Consider the following 22,578-nt stretch of genomic DNA (forward strand, 5'->3'; position numbering starts at 1 on the left):
TTTCTCCTTCAGGCCAGTGAACGTGATGCCAGCCACTGACGTAATTGTTTTTTATCTACCTTCCCCACTGGAGTCAGCGGTAATGACTCAACGCACTCAACACGATCGGGTAATTTGAATTCCGCTATGCCCTGTTCGCGTAGAAAACGGCGCACCTGCACCGCGCGCAGCGGCTCTTTCACCACCAGCCAGGCACAGCTTTTCTCACCCATCAGTTCGTCTTCCATACTGACCAGCGCGGCATGGATCACCATTGGATGGCGCAGCAGCAGGTTTTCAATCTCTTCAGCGGCGATCTTCTCCCCGCCGCGATTGATCTGATCCTTTTCACGCCCCTGAACGGTGATGTAACCATCCGGATCGATAGCGATCAGATCGCCGGAACAGTAAAAGCCGTTGGCGTCAAAGGCGCTGGCATTATGCTCAGGACTTTTGAAATAACCGCGGAAGGTGTACGGACCACGCGTCATCAGGCGTCCGGTCTCTCCCTGGGCTAAAGGGTTACCGTCAGCGTCTGCTACCCAGACTTCATCATCGGGACACATCGGGCGACCCTGGGTATTGATGATGCGCTCAGGACTGTCGTCCAGACGGGTATAGTTCACCAGCCCTTCCGCCATGCCGAAGACCTGCTGCAACTGGCAGCCAATCTCGGCTGGAATACGTGCCGCAAGCGTGGCAGAAAGTCTCGCGCCACCGACCTGAAGCAGTTTCAGCGAAGCCAGTTGCGCATTACTGCCCCACTCCGCAATCGCCTGCAACCACAGGCTCACTGCAGGTGGCACCAGCGCTGTGACGTTAACCTGATGCTGTTCAATCAGCGGGAAACACAGAGTGGCACTCGGGTCAGCCGCCAGCACCACGGTGCCGCCAGCCAGGAATACGCCCAGCGCGCCTGGCGAACTCATGGCGTAGTTATGCGCCGCCGGGATTGCGCATAAATAACGCGTTTCCCCGGTGAAGCGGCAAATCTCATTGCTGCGACGCACGCTGTAGTAGTAATCGTTATGAGTGCGAGGAATCAGCTTTGGCGTCCCGGTCGTCCCGCCAGAAAGCTGGAAGTACGCCACCTCATCAGCAGGCGATGGCGTGGCGGAAAAATCTGTCGCAGGCTGGTTTATCGCCGTTTGCAGATTGTGTTCACCTTCATCATTACGCAGTAACACCACGCGCACTGAATTGTGTTCGGCCACAAAAGCGTTAAGAAAATCGTCGCAGCTAAACAGCGTATGCTGGCGATCGGCAATCAGCAGTGCCGGCTCAATCTGTTTGGCGTAGGCGTTGAGTTCGTTACGCTGATGGCTGAACAGCGCCAGCACTGGAGCTACGCCCAGCTTGAGCAGCGCAAAGAAGGTGATATACAGCTCAGCCACATTGCCCAGTTGTACCAGCGCGGTTTCGCCGGGTTTGATCCCCTGGCGACGCAAACTGCAGGCAAGGTTGTCAGCGGCCTGATTCAGCTGGCGATAGCTCAGATGGCGTTCACCATCAATAACCGCCGTATGGTCGCTGTCGGCGTGACGGGTCAGAATGTCGGTCAGCGGCAAATCCTGCCAGTAACCTTTTTCACGATACCTGCGGGCAAACTCTTCCGGCCAGCGGGTGAAAGGAATACTCATTATTGCTCCTTAAAGCCAGTCCACAAGGCTCTTAATGCAGTCCAAAAACATTCAACATCGTGGAGAGCTTGGCCCCCGTTTCACGCCATTCCGCAACCGGGGAAGAGGCTGGAACAATTCCTGCTCCGGCAAAAAAACGCACCTGATTGCGCAGCAGCTTCGCACAGCGGATCGTCACCACCCACTCACCGTTACCTTCGGCATCACACCAGCCGACAATGCCGCCGAACAGTTCGCGATCGAACGGCTCCAGCTCGGCAATAAGCTTGCGCGCAACCTGATGTGGGAAGCCGCTCAGCGCAGGCGTAGGATGCAGCAGGCACGCCAGCGTCAGGGCGTTTTCCTGCGGGTTGGCTTTACCCTCAAACGGCGTGCCGAGGTGCCAGAGCGTCGGCGTGGTAACCAGCTGCGGAGAAGAAGGCAGTTGCAGTTCACGGCTGCGATCGCGCAATACCGTTTTCATCGCCTGCGTCACCAGTTCGTGCTCATGGCGGTCCTTCTCAGACGCCAGCAGGCGGATCCCTGCTTCGCGATCCAGCACATCATCAGGCTGGCGACGTGCAGAGCCCGCCAGCGGCAGAGAACTGAAACGATCGCCTTCTTTGCGCAGTAGCAGTTCCGGACTGGCACCAATCAATACGCCGCCGTCTTCAATCGGTACATGGAAGTTGTAGCTCGCTGGATTTTGCGCCACCAGACGCTCCAGCAGCGCACCGCTGTCAATGTTGGCATCGGCGGTGATATCGATCAGGCGTGACAACACCACTTTGTCGACTTCCGGAGTGGACGTCAGCGCAGCCGCCCGGGCGACCATATCTTCAAAAAAGTCCTGTTCCGGGATCGATTTACGTTCAACGACGTTCAGCGACTGATGCGCGGTAAAGTAACGTGATGATTGCTGCTTCGCCGCACGAGAGAAGCTCTGCCATGATTGGGGAATAAACAGCGATGATGGCTGGCGGGTATCAAAGGGAATCGCCCCGACCATGACAGGGTTCGCGATGCCCTGCGATTTGGCATCAGCAAACAGTGCGTTCATTTTCTGTTGGAAAGGGCTGTCTGGCGAATCGCCATCAATTGCCGGTTCCGCATAGCGGGCGAAGCATCCTGACGTCGTAAAACTACGGTACGGCGACATAAAGAAAAAACTGTCGGGAGCGAGCGTCGGCATAGTCTGCGTTTTTTCCTCGGCCAGTGACGTATCCATATCATCCTCCAAAAATGATAAAGGCTCTAATAATGATTATCATTTATATTTTTGGTCGCTAACCTAAAAGTAAAGCGGCGGTATGTCAACTCTTGTGGTAGCACAATGTGCGACTTTGGCTTGCATCCTTGCTCGCTAACAATGAAAATGAGAAGCATTACTTATACTGATAACAGGAAGCCGATTCGTGAGTCTCCCCTCTTTTTGCCGCACCGTGCTCTTACTGGCAGGTTTATCTCTTTCAGGAATTTCTTCAGGTCACGCCGCCGACTGGCCGCGTCAGGTTACTGACAGTCGCGGCACGCATACGCTGGAGCATAAGCCACAGCGAATTGTCTCCACCAGCGTCACCCTCACCGGCTCGCTGCTGGCGATTGATGCCCCGGTCATTGCCAGCGGTGCCACTACGCCGAACAATCGCATCGGCGATGCGCAGGGCTTTTTACGTCAGTGGAGCGAAGTAGCAAAAGAACGCAAACTGAGCCGCCTGTATATCGGCGAACCGAGCGCCGAGGCCGTCGCAGCTCAAATGCCGGATCTGATTCTGATAAGCGCCACTGGGGGCGATTCAGCCCTCGCGCTTTACGATCAGCTGTCCACCATTGCGCCAACGCTCATCATTAATTACGACGATAAAAGCTGGCAGTCGCTGCTGACCCAGTTAGGTGAAATTACCGGTCAGGAGCAACAGGCAGCTGCGCGAATTGCCGAGTTTGATAAGCAACTTCAGGCGGTTAAGCAACATATTACCCTGCCACCACAGCCGGTCAGCGCGCTGGTATATACCGCCGCGGCGCACAGCGCCAACCTGTGGACGCCTGAGTCAGCGCAAGGCAAGCTGATGGAGCAGTTAGGGTTCACGCTGGCAACGCTGCCTGCCAACTTGCACACCAGCCAGAGTCAGGGCAAACGCCACGATATCATCCAGCTTGGCGGTGAGAACCTGGCGGCAGGCCTGAACGGCGAAGCGCTGTTCCTGTTTGCAGGCGACAGCAAAGATGTCGACGCTATTTACGCCAATCCGCTTCTGGCGCATCTGCCAGCCGTGCAGAATAAACGCGTTTACGCCCTAGGTACGGAAACCTTCCGTCTCGACTACTACAGCGCCACGCTGCTGCTGCAACGTCTGTCGGCTCTGTTTTAATGTTCAGCGCCGGATGCGGCTAACGCCTTATCCGGCCTACAAACCATAGAGCACAACGTGATCAGGCATTCACGGGGACCTGCCGGAATCGGCGCACTTCTCCCAACAGCAGCAGCAGTAACAGACCGACAATCACCAGTCCAAATCCACTCACGCTTGCCGAAGCAACCGGCGTCATCATCGCGCCCAGACCACCTAACAACGCCGCGCCAATCGCATCGCCGGTGACGTTTTGCGCCGTCCACAAACCGTTAATTCGTCCGAGCATCGCTTCCGGCGTCTGCGTCTGTAACAGGGTGTACTGCAACAAAGAGCTGACCGCGCTCAACCAGCCAAACAGCGCCAGACAAACCACACCAAGCTGCCAGACGGGCATCAAGCCAAACAGGCCGATAGCCAGAAATGAAGCCACGGTCGATGCCAGCATAATCAGTCCCGGGCGAACGCTGTGCGCCAGTTGTCCGCTGGTCAATGCGCCCACGGCTGCCCCCAGCGGAATAGCCGCATACAGCAGGCCAATTTGCGCACTCGACATGTGCCAGTTAATCGCCAATGCCGGATACAGCACACGCACGGCGCTCGCCATGGTTAACAGACCACCGAGCAGCGCAATGCCGCCAATCAGCGGGCTGGCAAGCAGAAAGCGAAATGCTGCCAGCAGCGATTTCAGCGGATGCTCGCGCGGCTGCGGCGGAGGCGGCAACGCAGGAAGGCTCAGCAACGGTAGTAAGGTAATGAAGGTTCCCGCCGCCGCCAGTCCGTAGTTCCAGGCCACGCCGCCAGTCGCGAGCAGCACCCCGCCAAGCATCGGTGAAATTACCGATCCCAGACGCACCGTCAGCATGGTAATCGCCCCAGCCTGCATCAAATTCTCGCGCCCAACCAGCGCTGGCGTCGCAGCCAGCAATGCGGTCACGCCCAGAGAGGCAAAGAAACCATCCCATAAGCCAAGCAGATAAATCGCCAGCAACGACGGTTCGGGCAGCAGCGCATTCAGACACAGGCCAATAAAGCCAATACCACAGGTTCCACGCGCCAGCAGGATCACTTTTTTACGCTCATAGCGGTCGGCCAGCACTCCGCCCACCATCAGGCCAATAAACATTGCGCTACCGGTCAACGTCACCGACAAACCCACCTGCCAGGTCGACTGGGTCATCATCTGGATCTGTACCGGAACCGCCACGCCGAGTAGCCCCAGAGAGACAATGGAAATAAAACGGGCGAGGAAAACAGCGCGAAATGCTGGGTGGGTCTTTAACAGGCTGAGATTGAGCAGCCAGGATTGTCGATTCATTACAGAGCCTTACCAGGTACTTTTTCAATATCCATTCGATGGCTGCACATGCTAACATATCCAAATAAGATCGATAACGATAATTACTATCATTATCAGGGAAGTTGATATGTCATGCTCTGTTTCCGCGACACGCGCCTTCGCCGTGCCCGGACTATTGTTATTACTTGTTCTCACCACGGTATTAAGTCTGGTTATTGGCGCCAAGTCGCTACCTGCCTCCGTGGTGCTGGATGCGCTCACCGGCAGTTGTCAAAGTGCTGATTGCACCATCGTGCTGGACGCGCGCTTGCCGCGCACTCTGGCGGGGCTGCTCGCCGGTGGTGCGCTGGGCCTGGCTGGCGCACTAATGCAAACGCTCACGCGTAACCCTCTCGCCGATCCCGGCATTCTGGGTGTCAACTCCGGCGCCAGCTTCGCTATTGTGCTGGGGGCCGCGCTGTTCGGCTTTTCCTCTGCGCAAGAACAGCTGCTGATGGCCTTTTGCGGTGCGCTGGCTGCATCGCTGATCGTAGCTTTTACCGGTAGTCAGGGCGGCGGGCAGTTAAGCCCGGTACGTCTGACCCTGGCGGGCGTCGCGCTGGGCGCGGTGCTGGAAGGATTATCCACCGGCATCGCCCTGCTCAACCCGGACGTTTACGATCAGCTGCGTTTCTGGCAAGCCGGCTCACTGGATATCCGCAGCCTGCAAACGCTGAAAGTTGTGCTGGTACCGGTACTGATTGCCGCAGCTGTCGCACTGTTTCTCAGTCGCGCTCTGAATAGCCTGAGTCTCGGCAGCGACACCGCTACCGCGCTTGGCAGTAAAGTCGCTCGCACGCAATTTATTGGCCTGCTGGTTATTACCGTACTGTGCGGCAGTGCGACCGCGATTGTTGGTCCTATCGCCTTTATCGGCCTGATGATGCCGCACATGGCGCGCTGGCTGGTGGGGGCGGATCACCGCTGGTCACTGCCCGTAACCCTACTGGCAACGCCTTCTCTGTTACTGATTGCCGATATAATCGGTCGCCTGATTGTCCCCGGCGAGCTGCGCGTGTCGGTAGTCAGTGCGTTTATCGGTGCACCGGTGCTTATCTTTCTGGTACGCCGTAAATCGCGCGGAGGTGGCGCATGATGCACCTCTCCCGCCGCCTGATAATCAGCAGCCTGCTGCTGGTTGCAGGTTGTCTCGTCATTGGTTTGTGGAGCCTGCGTAGCGGCGTTGTTACGCTGGAAACCCAGCAAATTATTGCCGCCTTGCTCGGCGATGCGCCGCGCAGTATTACGCTGGTGGTAACCGAATGGCGTTTGCCACGCGTGCTCATGGCGCTATTAATTGGCGCGGCTCTCGGCGTGAGCGGCGCAATATTTCAGTCACTGATGCGTAACCCGCTGGGTAGCCCGGATGTGATGGGTTTCAATACCGGAGCCTGGAGCGGTGTGCTGGTGGCAATGGTGCTGTTCGGACAGCATCTCACCGCTATCGCGCTGGCGGCCATGCTGGGTGGGATTCTGACTTCTCTGGTGGTCTGGGCGCTCGCTTGGCGCAATGGGATCGACACCTTCCGGCTTATTATTATCGGTATCGGCATTCGCGCCATGCTGGTGGCGTTCAACACCTGGCTGCTGCTGAAAGCATCATTAGAAACCGCGCTGACGGCCGGGCTGTGGAACGCCGGATCGCTCAATGGCCTGACCTGGGCCAAAACCTGGCCTTCTGCCCCGCTGATTATCATCATGCTGGTGTGCGCCGCGCTGCTGGTACGCCGGATGCGTTTACTGGAAATGGGTGATGACAGCGCCTGTGCGCTTGGCGTCAGCGTTGAGCGTTCACGTCTAATGATGATGCTGGTTGCGGTAGTACTGACCGCTGCCGCCACCGCGCTGGCCGGTCCTATCTCGTTTATTGCTCTTGTTGCGCCGCATATCGCGCGACGTATAAGCGGTACATCTCGCTGGGGATTAACCCTGTCGGCGCTGTGCGGCGCGTTGCTGTTGCTGATGGCGGATTTATGCGCCCAACAGCTGTTTATGCCTTATCAGCTTCCGGTGGGCGTTGTCACCGTAAGCCTCGGCGGTATTTATCTTATCGTCTTGTTAATTCAGGAGTCCCGCAAAAAATGATCGAATCAGTAGCCCGTTTGCGTGGCGACCAGTTAACGCTGGGTTATGGCAAGTTTACCGTGGCGGAAAACCTCAATGTGTCGATTCCCGACGGCCATTTCACCGCGATTATCGGGCCAAACGGCTGCGGGAAATCAACCCTACTGCGCACGCTGAGTCGTCTGATGACGCCCGCGCATGGCAAGGTCTGGCTCGATGGTGAGCATATTCAGCACTATGCCAGCAAAGAAGTCGCCCGCAGAATAGGTTTGCTGGCGCAAAACGCCACCACGCCGGGAGATATTACGGTACAGGAGCTGGTTGCCCGCGGACGCTACCCACACCAGCCGCTGTTTACCCGCTGGCGGCAAGAGGATGAAATTGCGGTCTCAAACGCCATGCAGGCGACGGGTATCACCCACCTGGCATCACAAAGTGTGGATACCCTTTCCGGCGGACAACGTCAGCGTGCATGGATTGCGATGGTGCTGGCGCAGGAAACGTCGATTATGCTGCTCGATGAACCCACCACCTGGCTGGATATCAGTCATCAGATCGATCTGCTGGAACTGCTGAGTGAGCTAAACCGGGAAAAAGGTTACACGCTGGCCGCCGTTTTGCACGACCTGAATCAGGCCTGTCGCTATGCAACGCATCTGATTGCGCTGCGTGACGGAAAAATTATTGCCGAGGGTGCACCGAAGGAGATCGTCACCGCGCAGCTTATTGAAAAAATCTATGGACTGCGCTGTATGATTATCGACGATCCGGTTGCCGGAACGCCGTTAGTGGTGCCGCTTGGACGCAACAAATAACACGCGTTACAGTATGGCGGCCGGCTTGCCGCCATACGACAATTCATCACACCAGTTGCTGATCAATAAACGTCATTTTTTGCTTACGCGACATCATGGCATGGTTCAACAGAACACCACCACACGCCACCATTCCCCCCAGTAATGCGGCCAGAATAACGATCATCGATTTAGCCGGACCATCTTTTTTCACCGGCAGCGAAGGTGAAAGTTGATATTTAAACGGCGTAAATGTTACGTCACCCACATTCATCGCTAACAGCTGCTCAACGTGATATTGGCGATTACGTAATTCACCGTTAATTTCAGCAACATCCGTTACTGATTTTTCTATTTCTAATTTACGTTCGATGCCGTCAGCACCCAGTGAAATAGAGAAATCGGGGTCATCCTTCACGGCCTGGCCATTACTGTAGACCGGCTTTTTAATCCCGGCGGCATTAGCGATCTCCAGCGAGTAGTTCAGTCGCTGGATATTTGCTTCCAGCTGGTTTTTGAGCCTGACGCGATCCATCTCCAGTCTCTCTTTTTCAAAACTGGTTTTGATGGACAATTTATTGCGAATATCTTCCAGCGTTTCTTTCACCACAAGGGCAGAAATATGCTGGATATATCCCTTCAGCACTGACTGGGCTTCTTCGGCCTGAGGTGCGGTAAAACTCAGTGTCCATGAGGTATACAGCGAAGTTTCGTTCTTCTTACCCAGGTTAGTATCAACCGCTTTCATTTTCTCACTGAGCCTGACAATTGCCTGATGCAACTCCATTTCGTCGATATCAGCACCTTTCAATTGATCCATTACGTAAGGCGAAGAGCGCAGATATTCTTCTAACAATGACGGCGACTGGAATTTTTTGATAAACAGGTTAAACACATCACCACGGCTAACGCTAATATCCATATCCAGCACGCGCAATTTGGTCAGCGTATTCTCTAATCCCTGCCATTGAACCGCTTCCGCCGGCGTCACGATGGCCTGACTGGTCCATTTTTGTGGCAGCAGAAAAGAGACCAGAATACCCACACAAGCAAAGGCGAAAACGGTCGCTATAATTTTCGTTCTTGCGCGCCATAAGATTTCGATTAGATTCACTAAATCGATTTCATTTGCGTTTGCCGTTGGCTGAGGATACCCAGTAAATTCCGAAACGTTATCTTGCTTTATATTTAATGATGACATGTTGCGTGACCTGAAAACTTTCCTAAAAGAAAAACATTCCTGTGGGAGAAGTCTACCAGCTAGTCAGAATTATCCGAAACACTCTTTGTGCTTGTCGCCCTACCAAAAATTATATTCGGAATTTATTCACCCCTTTCATCACCTTGCATTACATGAAAAACAACAGTTCCATAACATATTATTTACATTATAGAACTGTTCGATCACCGCGATAGCATTATTCGTCTTGTTACACAGATTTATTAATCAGTGCATTTATTACAGGCCCTATCGACTCAAACGCGGTGGGGGAAATAATATCAACATGCGCGCAGTCCTGGCGGTAAACATCCAGACTGGATATCCACGGTAACCAGCTGCGTTCAGGACTGACACCCGGTACTAACGTGCGCTCAGCAACAAAGAGCGTGGCGTGACCTGCAAACGGCACGCTGTGTGCCGTGGTGAGCAGGCGAACCGCATCGGCGTAGTTGCCTTCAATTGCGTTAAATAAAGCCTCTGACGCATTCCCCTGCTGCGCCGCCAGAAACGCTTCGCGTTCACGCTCGATCTCCGCCAGTACCGCTGGATCCAACCCATTGGCCTCTTTTTCTTGCCAGTTTTGCGTTTCCGGCGGCCAGGTATCCAACAGAGCGAGGAATGCAACAGTCTCTCCTCTGGCATGTAAGCGCGCGGCGATCCCCTGTGCCAGCGTCCCACCCAGCGAATAACCTAATAAATAGTAAGGTCCGTGAGGCTGTTGACTGAGCAACGTTGCCAGGTGATGTTCGCATACCGCATCAAGATTTTCCGCCGTCTGCATAGGGCCATCCGGGCGCGGCGACTGAATACCTATAATCGACCACTGCGGGCTGAGATATCGCGACAGCACGCTAAACTGCCAGGCAAAACCCGACGCCGGATGGAAACAGAACAGCGTTGGGCCGTGACTTTCACGAAGCGGCAGCAGTGCCTCAAATCCCATATGTTGCGACTGCTCATCATCAGTGCTCTCCAGTAGAGCACTCAGTTGTTCAACGGTAGAGGCCACCATAATCTGCCCCGGCGTCACCTGACGCTCAAAAACCCGGCTCAACTGTGCCGCCAGCTTCATCGCCAGCAACGAATGTCCGCCAAGCGCAAAGAAGTCTGCCGCCACGTCATTAACCTCGCAACCCAGCAAAGCCGCAAAAGACTGCGCGATGGTGGTTTCAGTCCCTGCTCGCGGTGCGCGCCCGGAAGTACGCGACGTCAACTGCGGCATCGGCAGCGCTTTACGATCCAGTTTACCGTTCGCGCTAAGCGGTAGCTCCGCCAGCTGCAACAAAACCGTCGGCACCATATGCGCAGGCAGTTTTTCACGCAGCTTTTCCCGCAACGCGGACGTATCCAGCGGTAAACCCGATTGTGACACCAGATACCCCACCAGTTGACGCGCATCGCCGCCTGTCGCCGCCGCCTGGTTGAATACGCAGGCGTGGGCAACGGCATGCTCGACATCAGGCAACTGCTGCATCACCCGGTCAATCTCGCCGAGCTCAATGCGTTGTCCGCGAATTTTAAGCTGGTCATCGCTGCGCCCGAGGTATTCCACCGCGCCATTTTCCAGCCAGCGAGCTACATCCCCGGTACGGTACATACGTTCGCCAACGTTAAACGGATCGGCGATAAAGCGGCTTGCGGTCAGATCCGGACGGCCCAGATAACCTTGCGCCAGTTGGATCCCCGTCAGATATAAATCACCAGCCACGCCGAAAGGCACCGGGCGCATCATGGCATCCAGGATACGTAAACCGGTATTCCATACCGGATAGCCAATCGGCACGCTGTTGCCGGTTACAGCAGCAAGGTCTTCCCCCCAGGCCGGATACCAGCTCACATCAACCGCTGCTTCCGTTGGTCCGTACAAATTGTGCAGTGGCGCATGAGTTAACTGTTCCCACTCACGGCATAAATCTGCAGGCAAGGCTTCGCCGCTGCAAAATACCCGTTTCAGCGAGGCACAACTCTCCCGCGCGGTTTCCGGCGTCAGTGAAGCGACAAAAGCGGCCAACATAGAGGGAACAAAGTGCGTGGTCGTCACCCCATATTGGGCAAAGAACTGCTGCATCGCCAGCGGATCGCGGTGCGCCTCAGGCTCTGCCATTACCAGCTTTGCCCCGGCAATAAACGGCCAGAAAAACTCCCATACCGAGACGTCAAAACTGCACGGTGTTTTCTGCGCCACCACATCATCCGCGGTCAGCGAATAGTGATTTTGCATCCACAGCAGACGGTTAACGATGGCGGTTTGCCCAACCATCACCCCTTTTGGTCTACCGGTAGAACCGGAAGTAAAAATGATATAGGCAGTATGATTGGGCTGAGATAGCGCCAGCGGAGCAGCATCTTCTGCTGGCAGGGGCGAGTCATAGCACAGACTTTCCAGCCCTGGAATATCGCTAAAGCGCGCCAGTTGCTCATTGGTCGCGATCAACAATTTTGGCTTCGCGTCTTCGAGCATCATCCGCAGGCGATCGTCCGGGTATCCGGTATCCAACGGCAGCCAGGCTGCACCGGCTTCAACGATACCGTGCAGCGCCAGCGTCAGGAACACGGAACGCGGTAATGCCACGGCGACGCTGTCGCCAGGCTTGACGCCGCGTGCACGCAAAAGGCTCGCCAGCGCCACGACCTGCTGGCGCATTTCGCGATAGCTAAACTGATAGCGGGCATCGGCCAACGCCGGGGCATCCGGCGTTTTATCGGCCTGCTGTACCACCAGCGCGCTCAGCGTAGTGGACGGGATCTCGACGGTGGTGTGATTAATCTTCGCCAGCCGCTCATGTTCTGTTGGCAACAGCATCCCGGCGTCGCCGCAGCATAGCGCCGGATTGTCGGCAAACTGCTCGATAAGCCCGATTAAACGCGACGCATGCTGCGCCAGCGTCTCGGCTTCATAACGTTGTTTATTGGCAAGGATTTCAATACTCAGCCCACCGTTTTCATCCGGGAATAACGCCAGCTCAAGATCGTTCACCGGACCTGTCGCCAGCGTATGGGTTTGTGCCTGAACGCCGGGAATATTCAGCTGATAGTCGAATATTTTCACGTTCAGCACCGGGCCAAACAGCGGCTCAGCATCAGCTGCACGCCCGCTGTCGCGAACGATTTGTTCGGCATCATAACGTTGATGCCGACGCATTTTCTTCAACTGTCCGGCCAGTCGTTGTGCAAGCACAGGCAAGCTTTCTGCCGCATCCAGCCTCACACCAAATGGCAGTACGTTTAAAACCGGTCCTGTGGAGGTCAACGCCGCCGACCCCATGCGCCGCATAAAGATAAACCCGGCGGCATAATCCATTCCGCTGCATAAACGTCCCAGCCACAATGCCACCAGCGCGAGGGCCAGATCCGCACGCTGAACGTCAGGCATACGTGCCGCAAGCCGACGAAACGCTCCTTCAGGCGCGGTTAACTTCATACGAATAATATCCGCGCTGGCCGATCGTCCCGGCAACGGATTGTTCGACAGCGAGGCAGGAGGCGGGAGTTGCTTTCGCTGCTCGCTCCAGAAAGCGCCGTCGCGTTGCCAGGCATCGCTTTGACGGTACTGTTGATACTCTTCCACCACCTCGGCGAACGGCGTAAAAGGCGAGTCTGGCGTAGGCTCGCCGTGTAGCCATGCGCGATAAATTGCGGCTATCTGGCGGGTAATGGCCGGAAAACTGAAGCCATCGACCAGCAAATGATGGTAACGCTGATACCAATACCAACGCTTTTCTCCCACCTGTATAAGCAGGTGAAAAACCAGCGGTTTATTGCCATCAGCACGTATGTCCTGCTGCAGGTCTGCCTGCATCAACGCACGCGCCTCCTCATGTGGATTTGATTTTGCGCGCAGGTCGATAATTTCAGGTTGCGCAAAGGCGAGCGCAGAATCCACCCATTGCCAGATCTCACCGTTATCTTCGCTAAACCGCATCCGCAGGGTATCGGCCTGCTCCAGACCCGCCACAACCGCTTTCGCCAGCAACGACGCGTCCAGTTCGCCAGTTAACTCTACGTAGTGCGCCACGCTCCACGCCGAGGGCAATGCGGAGAGTTTTTCCGCCATCCAGATCCCCGGCTGAGCCGCCACTAAAGGTAAACGCTGAGTCATGGAGCCTCCTGCACATCGACGTAGTTCGCGGTCGTAAGCGTGGTCCAGTTTGCTTCCAGCCATTGTTGGCAGGCTTCCTGGGATTGGGGTTCGCAAGCAATTTGCCAGCCAGCAGGAAGCGAGCACTGCTGCGGCCAAAGGCTAAACTGACGTTGGGGATTTTGCAGAATGTAAAACTGGCCCTGCGGATTATCGAAGGGGTTACTGAATTCCATACTCAACTCCTGTCGTGGAACATCGTCCGGTTAAATCGTGTCGGTAAGCGGTTGCCAGAGCGTCATTAGCCCTTGCATCAGACCGCCGCGCCAGCAAAGCGCATCGTGTCCGCCATCAACCTGACGCCAGAAAATAGACTGTGGTGCAGAAGGTAACTGGGCATATAGCGCCTGATTAGCGCGATAAATAATGGGCTCGCGGATCCCCGCTTCCAGGACAATACGCAACCCCTGAGCACTCACCTTCCCGCTTTTCAGTTGCTCGACGATCGCCCCGTCCTGATGACCACCACGATGCGGCCACCAGTAAGAGCCAGACTGGCTAAGCACACAGCCAAAGCGCGCGGGCCAGTTCAGCCCGGCATACAGCGATGACAACCCGCCAAAACTTTGCCCAGCCACCACGGTGCGCTGCGGATCGTCACTAAACGCGATCGTTGTCTTCACCAGTGGTAATAGCTCCTCCTGCACCGCCAACCAAAAATCCGCATTACACGGTAGCTCATGGCTGCGGTGAGCCGTATCAATGGCATCAATCAGGAGATAAACGGCAGAAGGAAGGTGTCCGCGATGCGTGAGTGAAGTCAACGCAGGCCAGACCGGCATACTCTGTGCCCAAAACTGCCCATCCAGCAGGATAGCCAACGGACGCGTTTCGGGTTGAGCATCACCGGTGGTAAACACCCATACGCGACGCGTATTGCCGAGCCTGGCGCTATGCCATTGCAGGCACACTGCGGGGGATTTGGGGGGTTCAGGTTGCTCCCATCCGGGCTGTACGGGTGCCTCCGGCATTTCCAGCGCAGACACCGCGTGGCCACGACCGCCCCGCCAGCTCTGCGGATTAAGGGGATCAGCAATGGCCTGTGGCAGCAATTGCCGCCAGCCTTCACGCAGTATGCTTCGGTCAGGCGCAGCATCCGCCGCCAGCGAGGAGAAGATATCGTTGCGCTCTGTTGGGATAAAACAGTAGCTGCCACGCCAGTTGGCGCTGAGGGAAACACTCCAGCACCAAACATTTGTTCCATCAATGCGTCGCATCGACTGAGGGGTGGCATTTTGATGGTGGTCGGTGACGCCGGTGATATAAACCCAAACGCGATGAATGGCTGACTCATTTTCCGTTCCCTGCGGGTCACGCCACCAGAAGGTTACCCGATAATTTCCGTTGTCTTCACGCTCCCACTCCGGGCCTTTTTTCGACTGCCACCACGCCTCGCTTCCCATCTTTAACGTCGTCACAGCCATAACCCCATGTTTATTGTGAAATTTTATGATCTAGCGTGAAATATATTGATAATATTATTGATAACTATTTGCATTTGCAATAGCGTATTGTCGCGCTGTGGGAAGCGCGTACAGTTTTTCACCACTTATAAACCGACCTGGCGCTGCGTACTTTTTCTGGAATGGATAGTTTACGCAGATGCGGGCGACATCAGGCCAAATGCCGCACCACGGCACATTGGTACTCGTGGCTAAAAGAACAGCAGGACATACAATGAACAACAAGATTCATTCACTGGCCTTATTGGTCAATTTAGGGATTTACGGGGTAGCCCTGCCAGCAATGGCAGAAGATCAAACCGATAGCGTCGCTGTCTCTCATGAAGACACCATCGTCGTTACCGCCGCCCAGCAGAACCTGCAGGCGCCGGGCGTTTCTACCATTACCGCTGATGAAATTCGTAAGAACCCTCCCGCTCGCGATGTGTCGGAAATCATCCGTACCATGCCTGGTGTTAACCTGACCGGTAACTCAACCAGCGGACAGCGCGGCAACAACCGTCAGATCGATATTCGCGGCATGGGGCCAGAAAACACCCTGATTTTGATCGACGGTAAACCGGTTACCAGCCGTAACTCCGTACGCCAGGGCTGGCGCGGCGAGCGTGATACCCGCGGCGATACCGCCTGGGTTGCTCCGGAAATGATTGAACGTATTGAAGTGCTGCGCGGTCCTGCCGCAGCACGCTATGGCAATGGTGCAGCTGGCGGTGTGGTGAACATCATCACCAAGAAAGGCGGCGATGAGTGGCATGGTTCCTGGAATACCTATTTCAACGCCCCGGAACACAAAGAGGAAGGTTCAACCAAGCGTACCAACTTTAGTCTGAATGGACCGCTGGGCGGAGATTTCAGCTTCCGCCTGAACGGTAACCTCGACAAAACCCAGGCCGATGCCTGGGACATTAACGACGGTCACCAGTCAACACGTACGGGCGATTACGCAGATACGATGCCTGCGGGTCGTGAAGGGGTTAAAAACAAAGATATCAACGGCCTGCTGCGTTGGGATTTTGCCCCAATGCAATCGCTGGAGTTTGAAACCGGCTACAGCCGTCAGGGCAACCTGTATGCGGGTGACACTCAAAACACCAACAACGATAACAAAACCAACGGACTGGTGAAAAAATACTACGGTAAAGAAACCAACCGTATGTACCGCCAGAACTATGCGCTGACGTGGAACGGCGGCTGGGACAACGGCATTACCACCAGCAACTGGGCGCAATACGAACACACCCGTAACTCCCGTTTGGGTGAAGGTCTTGCAGGTGGCCTTGAAGGGTTATTTAACAGTAATCAATTTACCGACACTGACCTGGCGGATGTCACCCTGCACAGCGAAATTAGCATTCCATTCGACCTGTTAGTTAACCAGAACCTGACGCTCGGTACCGAATGGAACCAGCAGCGTATGAAAGACATGAGTTCCAATACCCAGACCTTTATGGGCGGGAACATACCTGGTGCCAGCAGCACCGATCGTAGCCCATATTCACAGGCTGAAATTTTCTCCCTGTTTGCTGAAAATAACATGGAGCTGACCGACAGCACCATGTTGACGCCGGGTCTGCGCTTCGACCACCACAGCGTCGTTGGCGACAACTGGAGCCCGTCCCTGAACCTGTCCCAAGGTCTGGGCGACGACTTTACGCTGAAAATGGGTATCGCACGGGCCTATAAAGCACCTAGCCTGTACCAGACTAACCCGAACTATATTCTGTACAGCAAAGGCCAGGGCTGCTATGCCACCGGATCTGCGACGGGCATTGGTTGCTACATGATGGGCAACGATGACCTGAAGGCCGAAACCAGTATCAACAAAGAGATTGGTCTGGAGTTCAAACGTGACGGTTGGCTGGCCGGCGTAACCTGGTTCCGCAACGATTACCGTAACAAGATCGAAGCGGGGACTGTACCGCTAAGCAGAACGTCAATTACCCAGAAAAACCCGACTACGGGTAAAGAAACAACAACCTACACCGATATCTATCAGTGGGAAAACGTACCTAAAGCTGTGGTGGAAGGCCTGGAAGGGACGTTGAACGTACCGGTTAGCGAAACCGTTACCTGGACCAACAACATCACTTACATGCTGCAAAGTAAGAATAAAGAGACCGGCGAACGCTTGTCGATTATTCCTGAATACACGCTGAACTCAACGCTGAGCTGGCAGGCGCGTGAAGATTTGTCACTGCAATCCACCTTTACCTGGTACGGCAAACAACAGCCGAAGAAATATGATTACCAGGGTAAACCAGTAACCGGCAGTTCAGCCCAGGAAGTGAGTCCGTACAGCATCGTCGGCCTGAGCGCGACCTGGGATGTGACGAAAAACGTCAGCCTGACCGGCGGCATGGATAACGTCTTCGACAAACGTCTGTGGCGTGAAGGTAATGCCCAAACCACCAGCGATATCAAAACTGGCGACTATATGGCGGGCGCTGGCGCGTACACCTATAACGAACCGGGTCGTACGTGGTATATGAGCGTTAACACCCACTTCTGATAGCGTTGTTCCCTCTCCTCGCGACGGGGAGAGGGAAACGATACACAACCATGCGTACAACACACACATCGCTTCCCTTCGCCGACCACGCGCTGCATTTTGTCGAGTTTGATCCCGCCAGCTGCCATGACCACGATCTGCTCTGGCTCCCCCACCACGCCCAGCTTCTGTCCAGCGGACGCAAGCGTAAAGCTGAGCACTTAGCAGGGCGTATTGCCGCAGTACATGCATTACGTGAATACAGTATCAAAACTGTACCTGGCATCGGCGGGCAGCGACAACCGCTGTGGCCACAAAAGTTGTTTGGCAGCATCAGCCACAGTGCATCAACTGCGCTGGCGGTAGTATCGACGCATCCCGTTGGGCTGGATATAGAAGCTATTTTTATGCCACAAACCGCAGTTGAGCTGGCTGACGGTATTATCGATAACCACGAACGACCGATTTTGCATCATTCTGAATTACCCTTTCCACTCGCCTTAACTCTGGCATTCAGCGCCAAGGAGAGCCTGTATAAGGCGTTTTCCACTCAGGCATCCGGGTTACCAGGTTTCACCAGTGCAAAAATTACCGCACTCACGAATCAGCAATTAACATTGCAAATCATGCCATCATTTTCGCCTAACCTCGCCAATCAGGAAATTAACGTGCATTGGTTTCAACGCGATAAAAACATCATTACCCTGTGTGCACCCACGCTGTCAGGATCGTGATCCTTTTCTCCTTTTAAGAAATTAGCTGCGCAAATCGTAGACAGTTCGATTATCTCGACTTATCGTTAACTTGAATAATAAATCATATTTGAATAAATATTCAAAGTGGAGAAAAAGATGAACAAGACCCTGATTAAATCCGTATTACTGGCCTCGATCCTTACCGCATCGGGTTCGCTGTATGCTGCCGACAACGGACTGATTGCGATTATCACCCCTTCACACGACAACCCGTTCTTTAAAGCCGAAGCCGACGGCGCGGTCGCCAAAGCGAAAGAGCTGGGATATACCACGCTGGTCGCCTCTCATGATGATGATGTCAATAAACAAAACCAACTGATTGAGACCGCCATAGCCCGAAAAGCAAAAGCCATCATTCTCGATAACGCGGGCGCCGATGCCACCGTTGGTCCACTGGAAAAAGCCAAAGCGGCGGGCGTGCCTGCATTCCTCATCGATCGTGAAATTAATAAAACCGGCATCGCAGTCGCGCAAATCGTGTCGAACAACTACCAGGGCGCGCAGCTCGGCGCAGAGAAATTCGCCAAACTACTGGATGGAAAAGGCAAGTACGTTGAGCTGCTGGGACGCCAGTCCGACACCAACGCGCATGTGCGCTCACAGGGATATCACGATGTGCTCGACGACTATCCGGATATGAAAATAGTCGCCCAGCAAACGGCGAACTGGAGCCAAACTGAAGCGTTTACCCGTATGGAAGCTATTTTACAAACCAACCCTGATATCGTCGGCGTCATTTCCGGCAACGACACCATGGCGCTGGGCGCAGAAGCTGCCCTGAAGGCTGCTGGGAAAAACAATGTCATCGTGGTGGGTTTTGACGGCAGCGACTACACCCGAGATTCCATCATCAACAAGAGCAACATTAAAGCGACCGTCCTTCAGCCCGGCTGGCAGCAGGCACAAATGGCGGTTGAGCAGGCTGATTACTACCTGAAAAACGGCAAAGCGCAGAAAGAAGAAAAACAGCTCATGGATTGCGTGCTGATTGATGAAACCAATGCCAGCAAGCTGAGTAAATTCAACCTGAGCCACTAAGCGGAGGCACTATGTCGTTAACACAATGGGGTGCTGCACTGGTTGGGTGCGCCACCCTGTTGCTGACGGCCTGCACGGTAGTTGACCTCGACGAAAACGGCAACCCCATCATCCCGGCCGACCCACAGGCCAAAGCCAGTTTCGACAATCAAACACCCGAGCAGATCGCGCAACAAACCTGGCAATCCCGCGTCCTGGATGCGGCAAAGCAACACGCTCTGGATGCGTCAGCGCTGAGCGCACGCCTGAAGACGCCCTCACCTACCGCCGAGAGCGTATTTGTGCGCCTGACCAGTCAGATTGAGAACGTCGATACCACCAATGCGCGCGAGAAAAGCATTGTGATGAGGGTCAATGACGCCCCTGTCACCATCCAAATAGGCCCGGTGATGCGCGGCAATGCCATTCGCGATGCGAGTGGGTTTAAGTTTGAAGACTTCACTAACCAGGTTCAGTTTGCCCAGCTTTCCCGGGCGTATAACCGCGAAGCGGTAAAACACTTGCCCGCAGTGGACGAAAGCTGGCAAGGGAAGCGTGCCACGGTACTGTTCGCCGTAACGCTGAATGCAGGAAAAGCGGAAAACGCAGCAGCGTTAGCGCTGGAACAGGAGGCACACTGATGAATAATTCCTCAGCAGATGACATCATCCTGCGCACACATGCCATCTCAATGCTGTTTCCCGGCACGATTGCGCTGGACAGCGTGGATTATCAGGTGTGGCGCGGTAAGGTCAACGTGATTATTGGCGAAAACGGTGCGGGGAAATCCACGCTGATGAAGATCCTCGCCGGTGTTCAGCAGCCCAGCAGCGGCGAGATGACGCTCAATGGCAACCCTGTTCGCTTCGCCAATACCCGGGACGCCGCGGCGCACGGGATTGGTATGGTGCATCAGGAACTTAACCTGTTTGAGAATCTCACCGTCGCGGAAAATATTTTCCTTGGCCGGGAGATCCAAAAAGGCATGACCCCCATTGATGAGGCCGAACAGGAGAAGCGTACTGCGGAGCTGCTAACCCGACTCGATCAGCCCATTTCACCCCGCGATCTGGTCGGCAATCTCAAAGTTGGACAGCAACAGCTGGTTGAAATCGCCAAAGCGTTGGCGGAGGACGCTGACATTCTAATCCTCGACGAACCCACCTCGGCGCTGAGTAAAACCGAAGTCGAGATCCTGTTTCGCGTGATTCGCGAACTGACTCGCCAGGGCGTTTCGATAATCTACATCTCTCATCGACTCGAAGAATTGATGGCGATTGGCGATGTGATCACCATTTTACGCGATGGCAAATTCCAGGCCGAAGCCAGAGTTAGCGATATCGATGTGCCGTGGATTGTGCGTGAAATGCTGGGCAGCGACCCGGTGAGTAATTTTCTTGAGCCAGGTCGCACGTTCGGCGCGCCGGTTCTCGAAGCGGAACATATTACCTGCGTCAATGCCGCTGGCAATGCGGTGGTCAACGACGTCACCTTTAACGTCCACGCGGGCGAAATTGTCGGTATCTATGGACTGATGGGGGCCGGAAGAACCGAATTGTTCGAGTGCTTGCTGGGTACTGAGCGCAACTACCTCGGTAAACTGTGGCTCGACAGCAAGCCAGTTCCACAACGCTTAACCACCGCCGACCGCATTCGTATGGGAATGAGTCTGGTACCGGAAGATCGCAAGCGCACAGGCATTTTTCCCATTTCTTCGGTTGCCAGCAATCTGACTATTGCCAGCCTGTGGCGTCGCCTGCAGCGCGGTTTTGCCATCGCCCGCAAAGATGAGGAGGCAGTCGTCGCCAGCACAATTGGTAATCTGTCGATCAAAGTGTCCTCACCGGATGTTGAAATCCAGGCTCTGAGCGGGGGTAACCAGCAGAAAGTGGTGATTGGCCGCTCCCTACTTACCAATCCCAAAATTCTGTTCCTTGATGAGCCCACACGCGGCATTGACGTTGGCGCGAAAGCCGATGTGTTTCGCATGATGGTACAGCTCTCACAACAGGGTATTGCCGTTGTCTTCTCCACCTCGGATTTAAAAGAAATTATGGCGGTATCTGACCGCATTCTGGTGATGTCTGGCGGCAAGCTCACGGCCGATATTACTCGCGATCGTGCCGAAGAATCGGCGCTGGTCACCGCAAGTGCTCAGGGGTTCTGACATGAAAACACTACAATCTGCCGTCGTCGCACCGCGAGCCGGCGTCACCTTCTCGCGGGAAAATATCCTGCTGCTGATCCTGAAATTACGTACCTTTATTGCGCTATTTCTGATCGTCGGATTTTTTGCCTTCACCGTCCCCGGTTTCCTCTCTGGCGGCAGCATGGTCATTATGATCAAGCACATCGCCATTAACGCGTTTCTGGCGTTGGGAATCACTTTCGTCATTATTACTGCCGGCATTGATCTCTCGATTGGCGCTACGCTTGGGCTGTGCGGCATGATTGCCGGATTGCTGATCACCAAAGGCATTGTATTACCCATGTTTGGCATCGCTATCTTCCCCAGCGTCTGGGTGATTGTACCTGTCGTACTGCTGATTGGCGGATTGATTGGCGCAGCAAATGGCTGGATTATTACGCGCTATAACGTCGCACCTTTTATTTGTACGCTGGGCACCATGTACGTATTGCGCGGCGCGGCGATGCTGACCTCTGACGGACAAACATTCCCCGGGCTTTCCGGCAATCCACAGTTGGGTAACACCGGTTTTGATGAAATTGGCGCGGGAACTCTGTTTGGTATTCCGTGGGCCATCTGGATGATGATTGTGCTGGCGCTGGTTATTGCCTACGTTGCCCGCCGTCTGCCCTTTGGCCGCCACGTGTACGCCATCGGCGATAACGAACGCGCTGCTGAACTGTCCGGGGTAAAAGTGAGGCAGGTAAAAATCTGGGTGTACACCCTGTCCGGACTATGTGCTGCAATTGCCGGAATAGTTGTTTCAGCACAACTTTCCGCCAGTCATCCGGCCAATGGTACAGCATTTGAGATGAACGCCATTGCCGCCGTTGTACTTGGTGGTACGTCGCTGGCCGGTGGTCGAGGCACCATCTTAGGCACGTTGATTGGTGCTTTCGTTATCGGTTTTCTGGCCGATGGTCTGGTGATGATGGGCGTCAGCGAATTCTGGCAAATGGTGATTAAGGGCATCGTGATTATTGTCGCGGTCATTATCGACCAGATGCAAAACCGGATGCAGCAAAAAGCCGCAGTGGTTGCGCAAAAGGCGGCGATGGAAAGTCAGTAGCCCTGAAATTACGCCTGATGGCGCTGCGCTTATCAGGCGTAGGTCGTGTATGACATATGGGCCTGATAATGCACCGCCATCCGGCAGTGGGG

At 54.8% G+C, this 22,578-nt stretch carries 17 protein-coding genes; 10 read left to right on the forward strand and 7 right to left on the reverse strand.

The window, feature by feature from the left end; all coding sequences use genetic code 11:
• Window positions 1–8 precede the first annotated feature (8 nt).
• Together entE and entC are read right to left on the reverse strand one after the other, a co-directional pair.
• The gene (gene entE, locus OGY17_RS06015) at window positions 9–1,619 is read right to left on the reverse strand and encodes a (2,3-dihydroxybenzoyl)adenylate synthase EntE (protein WP_111465937.1); all 1,611 of its coding nucleotides are present in this window, start codon (window positions 1,617–1,619) and stop codon (window positions 9–11) included.
• A gap of 31 nt (window positions 1,620–1,650) precedes the next feature.
• Window positions 1,651–2,826 carry an isochorismate synthase EntC gene (gene entC, locus OGY17_RS06020; RefSeq protein WP_008784058.1) on the reverse strand — a complete coding sequence of 392 codons (1,176 nt, stop codon included), beginning with the start codon at window positions 2,824–2,826 and terminating at the stop codon, window positions 1,651–1,653.
• 187 nt (window positions 2,827–3,013) lie between these two features.
• On the opposite strand from entC, the gene fepB reads away from it, so the two are divergent.
• A complete protein-coding gene (gene fepB, locus OGY17_RS06025; RefSeq protein WP_057066467.1) occupies window positions 3,014–3,970 on the forward strand; it encodes a Fe2+-enterobactin ABC transporter substrate-binding protein in 957 nt (318 codons plus the stop codon).
• A 61-nt stretch (window positions 3,971–4,031) separates the two neighbouring features.
• Here fepB and entS read toward each other — a convergent pair whose 3' ends face one another.
• Window positions 4,032–5,267 carry an enterobactin transporter EntS gene (gene entS, locus OGY17_RS06030; protein ID WP_111465939.1) on the reverse strand — a complete coding sequence of 412 codons (1,236 nt, stop codon included), beginning with the start codon at window positions 5,265–5,267 and terminating at the stop codon, window positions 4,032–4,034.
• A 109-nt stretch (window positions 5,268–5,376) separates the two neighbouring features.
• Between entS and fepD the strand changes: the two genes are divergently transcribed.
• From fepD to fepC, 3 genes are read left to right on the forward strand one after another with little or no spacing between them, the layout of a single operon-like run.
• A complete protein-coding gene (gene fepD, locus OGY17_RS06035) occupies window positions 5,377–6,384 on the forward strand; it encodes a Fe(3+)-siderophore ABC transporter permease (RefSeq protein WP_003831192.1) in 1,008 nt (335 codons plus the stop codon).
• Window positions 6,381–7,373: an iron-enterobactin ABC transporter permease gene (fepG, locus tag OGY17_RS06040; protein WP_008784056.1), complete on the forward strand. Its 993-nt coding sequence runs from the start codon at window positions 6,381–6,383 to the stop codon at window positions 7,371–7,373. Before fepD ends, fepG begins: the two co-directional genes overlap by 4 nt.
• Window positions 7,370–8,167 carry an iron-enterobactin ABC transporter ATP-binding protein gene (gene fepC, locus OGY17_RS06045; RefSeq protein ID WP_032941813.1) on the forward strand — a complete coding sequence of 266 codons (798 nt, stop codon included), beginning with the start codon at window positions 7,370–7,372 and terminating at the stop codon, window positions 8,165–8,167. Before fepG ends, fepC begins: the two co-directional genes overlap by 4 nt.
• A gap of 46 nt (window positions 8,168–8,213) precedes the next feature.
• On the opposite strand, the gene wzz(fepE) is transcribed toward fepC, so the two are convergent.
• From wzz(fepE) to fes, 4 genes are all read right to left on the reverse strand, one after another.
• Window positions 8,214–9,347, reverse strand: coding sequence for an LPS O-antigen length regulator Wzz(fepE) (wzz(fepE), locus tag OGY17_RS06050; protein ID WP_008784054.1), 1,134 nt, complete (start codon window positions 9,345–9,347; stop codon window positions 8,214–8,216).
• 229 nt (window positions 9,348–9,576) lie between these two features.
• Entirely contained in the window at window positions 9,577–13,467 is a 3,891-nt protein-coding gene (gene entF / locus OGY17_RS06055; protein ID WP_032941815.1) for an enterobactin non-ribosomal peptide synthetase EntF, read from the reverse strand.
• Window positions 13,464–13,682, reverse strand: a complete 219-nt coding sequence (locus OGY17_RS06060; RefSeq protein ID WP_032941816.1) for an MbtH family protein — start codon at window positions 13,680–13,682, stop codon at window positions 13,464–13,466. Before OGY17_RS06060 ends, entF begins: the two co-directional genes overlap by 4 nt.
• A 30-nt stretch (window positions 13,683–13,712) precedes the next feature.
• Window positions 13,713–14,930, reverse strand: coding sequence for an enterochelin esterase (gene fes, locus OGY17_RS06065; RefSeq protein ID WP_286606628.1), 1,218 nt, complete (start codon window positions 14,928–14,930; stop codon window positions 13,713–13,715).
• Between the two features lie 253 nt (window positions 14,931–15,183).
• On the opposite strand from fes, the gene OGY17_RS06070 reads away from it, so the two are divergent.
• The 6 genes from OGY17_RS06070 to OGY17_RS06095 all read left to right on the forward strand — a co-directional run bounded on the left by OGY17_RS06070 (window position 15,184) and on the right by OGY17_RS06095 (window position 22,486).
• On the forward strand, window positions 15,184–17,478 hold the full coding sequence (locus tag OGY17_RS06070; RefSeq protein WP_286606630.1) for a TonB-dependent siderophore receptor: 2,295 nt from the start codon (window positions 15,184–15,186) through the stop codon (window positions 17,476–17,478).
• A 50-nt stretch (window positions 17,479–17,528) separates the two neighbouring features.
• A complete protein-coding gene (gene entD, locus OGY17_RS06075; protein ID WP_234102642.1) occupies window positions 17,529–18,191 on the forward strand; it encodes an enterobactin synthase subunit EntD in 663 nt (220 codons plus the stop codon).
• Between the two features lie 117 nt (window positions 18,192–18,308).
• A complete protein-coding gene (locus tag OGY17_RS06080) occupies window positions 18,309–19,250 on the forward strand; it encodes a D-ribose ABC transporter substrate-binding protein (protein ID WP_234102643.1) in 942 nt (313 codons plus the stop codon).
• Window positions 19,251–19,261: 11 nt separating this feature from the next.
• Window positions 19,262–19,870, forward strand: a complete 609-nt coding sequence (locus OGY17_RS06085; RefSeq protein ID WP_032942646.1) for a DUF2291 family protein — start codon at window positions 19,262–19,264, stop codon at window positions 19,868–19,870.
• Entirely contained in the window at window positions 19,870–21,396 is a 1,527-nt protein-coding gene (locus OGY17_RS06090) for a sugar ABC transporter ATP-binding protein (RefSeq protein WP_170974215.1), read from the forward strand. The genes OGY17_RS06085 and OGY17_RS06090 overlap by 1 nt, the downstream gene beginning before the upstream one ends.
• 1 nt (window position 21,397) lies before the next feature.
• The gene (locus tag OGY17_RS06095) at window positions 21,398–22,486 is read left to right on the forward strand and encodes an ABC transporter permease (protein WP_286606634.1); all 1,089 of its coding nucleotides are present in this window, start codon (window positions 21,398–21,400) and stop codon (window positions 22,484–22,486) included.
• The last annotated feature ends 92 nt before the right edge of the window (window positions 22,487–22,578 follow it).

It is taken from the genome of Citrobacter sp. Cpo126 (genome assembly GCF_030332445.1).
Classification (GTDB): domain Bacteria; phylum Pseudomonadota; class Gammaproteobacteria; order Enterobacterales; family Enterobacteriaceae; genus Citrobacter; species Citrobacter portucalensis.